General features: G+C 70.9%; 5 protein-coding genes. All 5 read right to left on the bottom strand.

Annotated features, from left to right (window positions below):
• Positions 1 to 1125, bottom strand: a 1125-nt coding sequence (locus tag ACTIDRAF_RS0202785) for a WXG100 family type VII secretion target (protein WP_016697197.1), incomplete at its 3' end; no start/stop codon positions are given.
• The gene (locus tag ACTIDRAF_RS0202780) at positions 1122 to 1397 is read right to left on the bottom strand and encodes a hypothetical protein (RefSeq protein WP_157162804.1); all 276 of its coding nucleotides are present in this window, start codon (positions 1395 to 1397) and stop codon (positions 1122 to 1124) included. The genes ACTIDRAF_RS0202785 and ACTIDRAF_RS0202780, both read right to left, overlap by 4 nt.
• 673 nt (positions 1398 to 2070) lie before the next feature.
• A complete protein-coding gene (glmM, locus tag ACTIDRAF_RS0202775) occupies positions 2071 to 3408 on the bottom strand; it encodes a phosphoglucosamine mutase (protein WP_016697195.1) in 1338 nt (445 codons plus the stop codon).
• 181 nt (positions 3409 to 3589) lie between these two features.
• Positions 3590 to 4045, bottom strand: a complete 456-nt coding sequence (gene rpsI / locus ACTIDRAF_RS0202770; protein ID WP_425359115.1) for a 30S ribosomal protein S9 — start codon at positions 4043 to 4045, stop codon at positions 3590 to 3592.
• A 74-nt stretch (positions 4046 to 4119) separates the two neighbouring features.
• On the bottom strand, positions 4120 to 4563 hold the full coding sequence (gene rplM / locus ACTIDRAF_RS0202765) for a 50S ribosomal protein L13 (protein ID WP_016697193.1): 444 nt from the start codon (positions 4561 to 4563) through the stop codon (positions 4120 to 4122).
• Between the last annotated feature and the right edge of the window lie 483 nt (positions 4564 to 5046).

The raw sequence follows: 5046 nt of genomic DNA, 5'->3' as shown, positions 1-5046 counted from the left end.
GTCGGTCAGGGCACGCCAGGACTCGTCGACCGAGTCCCGCACGGTGTCGCAGTAGTCCAGGAAGCCTGAGTAGAGCATCTCGTACTCGGCGGTGAAGGACTCCCGGATCCAGCGCCGGCACTCCCGCTGCGTGTACTCCCTGGCCTCGTCGTCCCAGGGGCAGAAGAAGCCGCCGTCGATGTAACTGCTGACGTTCGACCCGGTCTGCTGGTCCAGCCAGTGGGCGATGACCCTGGCCTCGTCCTCGCTGATCTCACTGGTCGCCTTCGCCGCGATCGCGATGATGTTCTCGGCCATCCAGTGGGTGGCCGCGCCCATCGTGTCGGTGTGGCTGTCCAGGGCGTACTGCGCCTTGCCGACCACCAGGTCGTGCACCGTGTCCATTGAACTGGTCAGCAACTCGGCGCCGCCACCGAGCGCCTCGGACAGCTCGACCGCGTTCGGCTTGATCTTGTCGGCGTGGTGCTGGCGGGCGGTGTCGGCAGCCTCCCCGTCCCAGGTGCCGAACAGGGTCTCCAACTTCCGGTCCACGGACGACAGGGCATCGTCCACCGCCGCCTGCGAGGCGGCGAGCCGCTCGGCGTCCTCCCGCATCTTGCCGAACTGGATGCCGTTCTGCTCCCGGTAGCGCTCCAGGATCTCCGGGTAGGGGTTTCCGCTGGGCAGACCGTAGGGGATGGTGTCGGCCGGGCACCGCGCGAGGAGCTGACCGAAGGTGTCGAAGAAGCGGAGCCCGACCTCACCGGGGTCGAGCACCTCGTCCGAGGTGTCCACCCCACCGGTCTGCCCCGGCGGCGTGATCTGGTCGAGATCGCGCTGCCCCTCGTCGATCGCCTCGCGGGCCTGCTGTTCCTGCCAACCCCGGTCGTCCCGCTGCGCGCGGGCCTCGTCCATCACCGAGTCGAGGTCGTTCGCGTAATGGCCGAGCGCGAAGCCCTTGACGTCGTACTCGTCGAGGTACCGCGCCAGTTCCTCGGACTCGTTGGCGTAGCAGACGTCCACGGCATCGGGGTTGACGACGACGTGGTCCCGGTAGGCCCGGAGCAGCTGCTGCTTCGTCTCGTGGTCGACGTTGGGGTCGTCGAGGATCGCCTTGGTCTCGGCCCAGTCGCGGTTCCCGCTCACAGGTTGCCTCCCGCGTTGGTGACGGTGGAGGTGTTGGCGGCGTCGTCAGCGGCGTACCCCTCGGCGGACGCGGAGATGTTCATGGCGAAGGCGCGCAGCACCCCGACGAAGGCGGCCCCGCTCTCGGCGAGGACGCCCACGCCCTCCGCGTAGGGTTGCGGCGGGTCGACGTGGACCACCCCGAACCCGCTGGCCTGCGCCGGCCCGGTGTCCTCGAGCACCGACTCCGCGTCGTCAGCCGCGCTCTCGATCCCCCGGGCTGCCTGCGACATCGCTTCCGTATCGGTCCCGTAGCCCGCGGCCACTGGCACCAGCCTCCCCTATCTCCTGCCGGAGCCCCTGCTGCCTCGCTGTCGGTGTCCGGCACCACCGCGTGACGTGCGACGCGCGTGAACATTCCCTGGTTCCCGATCGTGTCAGACTGATCGGCACCGCAGGGTGGACTTACCGCTACTCCTTGCAGGTGTGAACACCGCGTGAGCCCACCAGCGCCGGTGACCACTACCAGGGAATTCGCCCGCCTCGGCCACCGCGCCCCAGGCGATGGCGCCAAAGCGCCGCTTAAGCCCGTGTCGGCCCAGGGGACTTCGTCGGCGGGCGAACAGGCCGCCGCACGGCGGGCCAGGAGGAAGGCTCCGGAAAGCTACGAGGCCGGCCTGGACGTGCCCTCCTCGCCACGGCACGGGTGCCGGCGGGTGGAGGTCCTGGTCACCAGGACTCGGCGGAACCGCGCTGATGGCGCTCCCGCTACCGAACTACCAGCGACCCCGGCGCCGGTCGATCGCGACCGAGGACATCGGGAAGCGAACGACCTGGACCCTCTCACCGTCGCCGAGGTTCGGGGCTGGCGGGAGCGGAGCCGGCCCGACGGGCGCGCTCGGGTCGGAAGGCCGGGACCGGCTCCTCCAACCCGTCAGCCGCTCACCAGGGTCCCGCCGGCCCAGGTCAGCCGGCGGCGGCGACGACGTCGGCGAGGCGGCGGGCGGCGTCCTCGGCGGTCTCGTGGCTGGGTGCCTCCACCATCACCCGCACCAACTGCTCGGTTCCGGAGGGTCGGAGCAGCACCCGCCCGGTCTCCCCGAGCTCGCGCTCCACCTCGGCGACCGCCTCGGCCACCGAGGAGGCGGCGGCGACGGCGGCCTTGTCGCCCACCCGCACGTTGACCAACACCTGGGGCAGCCGGCGCATCACGCCAGCCAGCTTCGACAACGGTTGCCCGGTCGCCACCACCCTGGCCATCAACCGCAGCGCGGTCAGCAGACCGTCGCCCGTGGTGGCGTGCGCCGGGAGGACCACGTGCCCGGACTGCTCGCCGCCCAACGCGTACCCGCCCGCGCGCAGCTCGGCCAGGACGTAGCGGTCACCCACGGCGGTCGTGCGGACGTCGACGCCCTGTTCCCGCATCGCCAGGTGCAGACCGAGGTTGCTCATGACCGTCGTCACCAGCACGTTGTCGACGAGCTCGCCGGACTCGCTCATCGCCACCGCCAGGATCGCCATGATCTGGTCGCCGTCGACGACCTGACCGTCGGCGTCCACCGCGAGGCAGCGGTCGGCGTCACCGTCGTGGGCGATGCCCAGGTCGGCGCCGTACTCGAGCACGGCGTCCCGCACCACCTCGATGTGGGTCGACCCGCACCCGTCGTTGATGTTGAGGCCGTCGGGGTCCGCGTTCACCGCGATCACCTCGGCACCGGCCCGCTCGTACACCTCGGGGGCGACGGTGGAGGCGGCGCCGTGCGCGCAGTCCACCACGACGCGCAGGCCCTCCAGCCGCTGCGGCGTGGCCAGCAGCAGGTGGTCCAGGTACCGGTCCAACGCCCCGGGCACGTCCCGGATCCGACCGATCCGGTCCCCGACGGGACGATCGTCGCCGCCCCCGGCCATCCTGGCCGCGATCCGGTCCTCCACCTCGTCGGGGAGCTTGGTGCCGCCCGCCGCGAAGAGCTTGATCCCGTTGTCGGGCATGGGGTTGTGGGAGGCGGAGATCATCACGCCGCAGCTCGCGCCGAGATCGGAGACCAGGTGCGCCACGGCCGGGGTGGGCAGGACACCGACCCTCAGCACGTCCGCGCCGGCCGAGGCGAGTCCGGCGGCCACGGCCGCCTCCAGCATCTCGCCACTCGCCCTCGGGTCACGACCCAGCACCGCGGTGGGGCGGACACCCTCGGTCTGCTCGAACAGGACGTCGGCAGCAGCCACCGCCAACGACATGGCGAGCTCCGGGGAGAGTTCCGCGTTGGCCAGGCCACGCAGCCCGTCGGTCCCGAACAAACGGCCCATGGTCGATGCACCTTTCTGCTGCTGAGACCGTCCTCGCGCCTCGGCCCGCCACGGGACCGAGCTCCGCCGACCCGGCGTCCGGTCGGCCGAAGGACCTCCGGAAACAGCGACGGGAGCAGCCGGCGTTCTCAGTGTGAGGACGCACAGCCGCTCCCGCGCGTTGGGCTGACCGGGTCGGGGGTCAGCGCTTGCTGTACTGCGGAGCCTTGCGGGCCTTCTTCAGACCGTACTTCTTCCGCTCCTTGGCCCGGGCGTCCCGGGTCAGGAAGCCGGCCTTCTTCAGGGCCGGGCGGTCGTCCGCGTCCGCCTCGACGAGCGCACGCGCGATGGCCAGGCGCAGCGCCCCGGCCTGACCGGAGGGGCCGCCACCACGCAGGTTCCCGAAGATGTCGAAGGACTCGACCTTGTCGGTCGTCACCAGCGGTTCCTTGATGATCTGCTGGTGGACCTTGTTCGGGAAGTACTGCTCGAGGCTCTTGCCGTTGAGGGTGAAACCACCGGTGCCGGGCACCAGGCGCACGCGAACCACGGCCTCCTTGCGGCGGCCGACGGTCTGCACCGGGCCGGCCACGAGCGGCGCAGCAGCCACCTCGTCGTAGGCCTCCGGCTCGTCCACGGCCACGTCGAAGTCGGCCAGAGCCTGCTCCTGGTCCTCGACCGGGACCTCGACCTCCGGGGCCAGCTCGTTCTCGGGGTGCTCGTTCGCCGTCGTCACTTCTCCACCTTGCCGATCTGGAAGGGCTGCGGCTGCTGCGCAGCGTGCGGGTGCTGCGGGCCCGCGTACACCTTGAGCTTGCGGGCCATCGCCCGGCCCAACCGGTTCTTCGGGAGCATGCCCTTGATGGACTTCTCCACGAGACGCTCCGGCTGCTTCTCCAGCATCTCGCCGAAGGAGCGCTTGCGCAGACCACCCGGGTGGCCGCTGTGGCGGTACACGAAGCTCTGGTCGCGCTTGTGGCCGGTCAGCGCCACCTTCTCGGCGTTGACGACGACAACGAAGTCGCCGGTGTCCATGTGCGGGGCGTAGATCGGCTTGTGCTTGCCGCGCAGCAGGGTGGCTGCCTGGGTGGCAAGCCTGCCGAGCACGACATCCTCGGCATCGATCACATGCCAGGCGCGCTCCACCTCGCCGGGCTTCGGGCTGTACGTGCGCACAGGATTACCTCGTCGTCGTTCGCATCGGGTTGGCTGCGGGATGTTACTGCGGCGGTCGCCCTCGACTGGTCAGCCCGTGATTCAGGGTCCTGCACCGAGGGACGCGGGTAGCAGCCCGCACCGGACACCGCACAACAACGGAAGAAGATACCCGCCGCTGCCTGGAAGGGTCAAAACGGGTCCTCACCAGGACCCCGGTACTGGCCGCGGACCCGATCCGCAGGTCCACCGCGCAACTCCCGCCAGGACCGCCGAAGGGTTCCGCGACCTGGCTTCCGACATCATCGCATCCCGGAGCGGACGCGTCTCACCCGGGTGGGTGGACACACCGGTTCCGGCTCGGTGAGCTGCGCGGAGGCACCGAACGGGAGCCGCCCGAGCCCCCACCGCTCCGTGGCGAGGAACACACCCCGGCCCCCTCCCGGCGGGCGCCCGGGCCGACAGGTCGCGGCGCACCAGCGGCGGGGCGGGACGGCCGCGGGG

The sequence above is a fragment of the Actinoalloteichus spitiensis RMV-1378 genome (assembly GCF_000239155.1).
GTDB lineage: Bacteria > Actinomycetota > Actinomycetes > Mycobacteriales > Pseudonocardiaceae > Actinoalloteichus_B > Actinoalloteichus_B spitiensis.
Note: the sequence above shows the minus strand (reverse complement) of the source record. Positions and strands in the feature narration are given on the sequence as shown.

What these genes read in the sequence shown, in the direction of transcription:
- ACTIDRAF_RS0202780 (WP_157162804.1), bottom strand. Translation starts at nt 1,397, where the DNA reads ATGTCGCAGGCAGCCCGGGGGATCGAGAGCGCGGCTGACGACGCGGAG.
- glmM (WP_016697195.1), bottom strand. Translation starts at nt 3,408, where the DNA reads ATGGGCCGTTTGTTCGGGACCGACGGGCTGCGTGGCCTGGCCAACGCG.